Genomic DNA, 2,581 nt, shown 5'->3' with positions numbered 1-2,581 from the left:
GTCAGCCTTTAAAACCCCCTCCCGTCCTCCCCCTTCGCAGGGGGAGGAGAAAACATTACTCGGCAAAGAAGCTCTGTTTCAACGCCCGCTCCACACCCCGCAGTTCCGCCAGTCCCCGCAGACGTCCAATCGCCGAATACCCCGGATTGGTTTTCTTGTGCAAGTCATCCAGCATCTGATGGCCGTGATCCGGACGCATCGGGATAGCGCGCAAATTACCTGCGCGGCGGCGGGTTTGCTCTTCGGTCAGAATGGCTTTGATGACTGCGACCATATCCACATCACCGTCCAGATGGTCGGCTTCATGGAAGCTGCCCGGAACTTCTTCGCGCAGCGTGGCGCGCAGGTGGATGAAGTGAACGCGATCGGCGTAATCGGTCATCATTTTCACCAGGTCGTTATCTTCACGCACGCCGTAAGAACCGGTGCAGAAGCAGAAACCGTTATGGATACTGTCGACGGTTTCTTTCAGCCACTGCATATCTTCAATGGTGGAGATAATGCGCGGCAGACCGAGGATAGGGCGCGGGGGATCATCCGGGTGAACCGCCAGACTTAATCCGCATTGCTCCGCCACTGGCACAATACTGCGCAGGAAGTGCGCCATGTTTTCACGCAGTTTGGCCTTATCGATACCGTCGTACGTCGCCAGACGGGCACGGAACTGATCCAGCGTATAACCTTCTTCTGCACCCGGCAGACCGGCGATGATGTTAGACACCAGCTGGTCTTTCTCTGCCTGCGTCATCGCCGCAAAATATTCTGCCGCCTGTTTCTGTTCTTCCGCGCTGTAATAAGACGTTGCGCCTTCACGTTTGAGCAAATGCAATTCAAAGGCCGCGAAAGCGATATGGTCGAAGCGCAGGGCGCGTGAACCGTCCGGCAGCAGATAACCCAGGTCGGTACGCGTCCAGTCCAGAACCGGCATGAAGTTATAGCAGACCGTATAAATGCCACATTCCGCCAGATTACGAATAGATTGCTGATAGTTCGCAATGTGCTTCTCAACATCTCCGCTGCGGGTTTTGATTTCCTCATGTACCGGAATGCTTTCGACAACCGACCACACCAGACCCTTGGCTTCAATGATCGCCTTACGTTTTTTAATTTCTTCTACCGGCCAGACTTCACCGTTAGGAATATGGTGCAGGGCGGTGACCACGCCAGTTGCGCCAGCCTGACGCACATCATCAAGCGAAACCGGATCGTTCGGGCCGTACCAACGCCATGTCTGTTCCATGTGTTTTCCTTAAAATTGTTAACTGACTCTCTGAATGTAGTTGACGCATGGCCGGTGATAAGTTCAATCTTAATGCGCGGTCTGGTCAGGTGGTCTGCTGGTCAGGCCATCAGACCGACATATGATTCAGTATCAAACCGATGATTAATGTGACCTGGATAACAGATCTGCGATTCAGCAAGAACACGGAGACAATAATGGAATTACCAACCCTGAAAGTGGAACGGCTGTATCGCCAGATTTCAAACGTACTGATTAACTGCATCAACACCGGCCAGTTCGCGCCGGGGGCGATGATCCCGTCCGAGCGCGACCTGTCCAAACAGCTGGGCGTCAGCCGTTCTTCCATCCGCGAGGCGCTGATTGCACTGGAGATCACCGGCTGGGTGGAAATCCGCACCGGCAACGGCGTCTACGTCAGCGACCCGCTGCCACAGGCAACGCCAGCCGCACAGCAAACGGTCAGTCATGAAGAAGAATTCAGCCTGCAGTCGCTGGTGAAAGCGCGACAGGTGTATGAAGCGATGACGGCGGAACTGGCGGCGATTAACGGTACCGATGAGCAGCGTGTGAAATTAAAAGAAATTGCCGATGAGCTGAACAAGCTGAATGCCAATAATGACGCATTTCTTGAAGCCGACCGTCGGTTCCATCTGATGATCAGTGAAATGACCGGCAATGAAGTGCTGCACGATATGATGGGCTACCTGTGGGATAAACGCCGCTCACGCCGGTTTATGCGTCTGGAAAGCCATTATACCGAAGTGGATTTTGCCCGTGAAATGAATGCCGACCATCAGGGGATCCTGGACGCGATTCTGGCGAAAGATGGCGCGGGGGCGAAAGCGCGGATGGCAAGGCATTTACAGCATGTGTATGACCAGTTATTTGCGGAGTGATAGTGTCAATGCCGGACACAGGCGGCTTTTAAATCAAAACCTTGGGTTGCCACCCAAACTGGCCTCAAGGTCAAGACCGTGGGCTCGCCGCCCACACTGGCCCAAAGGGTTTTAAACGAAACCCTTTGGAATCCTGCGTTTTTTTAACTGCGCGCTCTGCTCGCTGGCTATGTTTCAGGTATCACAGTGATAGCCGCAAAATCCCGCCGCTGCGCGGTTCCCTCCCTTCGGGTTACAACCCGCGTAAAAAGACACGCGGTTTTCCACCTCTCGTCCGGCGGTATTTTGGAACCGGCCTCAGGTCTTTACTTCACAACCTTACTTGTTCTGTTTTGTTTTTAAAAGCCAAGGGCGGTTCAGAAATATTGCTGAACGGAGCGGCTTCGAGACCTTTGGCTCGAAGACCGAGAGAAGGCACCGCGCAGCGGCAAGATTTCCAGCC

Annotated in this window: 2 protein-coding genes; one reads left to right on the top strand and one right to left on the bottom strand. The window is 53.9% G+C overall.

Translation table 11 applies throughout. The features are described from left to right. Positions 1–55: 55 nt before the first annotated feature. On the bottom strand, positions 56–1,240 hold the full coding sequence (uxuA, locus tag UC15_RS25445) for a mannonate dehydratase (protein WP_112292001.1): 1,185 nt from the start codon (positions 1,238–1,240) through the stop codon (positions 56–58). Between the two features lie 197 nt (positions 1,241–1,437). Between uxuA and UC15_RS25440 the strand changes: the two genes are divergently transcribed. Then, positions 1,438–2,139, top strand: coding sequence for a FadR/GntR family transcriptional regulator (locus UC15_RS25440; protein ID WP_112291999.1), 702 nt, complete (start codon positions 1,438–1,440; stop codon positions 2,137–2,139). Positions 2,140–2,581: the final 442 nt, after the last annotated feature.

The sequence above is a fragment of the Rahnella sp. AN3-3W3 genome, assembly GCF_003263545.1.
Taxonomy (GTDB): Bacteria; Pseudomonadota; Gammaproteobacteria; order Enterobacterales; family Enterobacteriaceae; genus Rahnella; species Rahnella variigena.
Note: the sequence above shows the minus strand (reverse complement) of the source record. Positions and strands in the feature narration are given on the sequence as shown.

Coding starts and splice junctions, on each gene's coding strand:
- UC15_RS25440 (WP_112291999.1), top strand. CDS start 1,438: ATGGAATTACCAACCCTGAAAGTGGAACGGCTGTATCGCCAGATTTCA.
- uxuA (WP_112292001.1), bottom strand. CDS start 1,240: ATGGAACAGACATGGCGTTGGTACGGCCCGAACGATCCGGTTTCGCTT.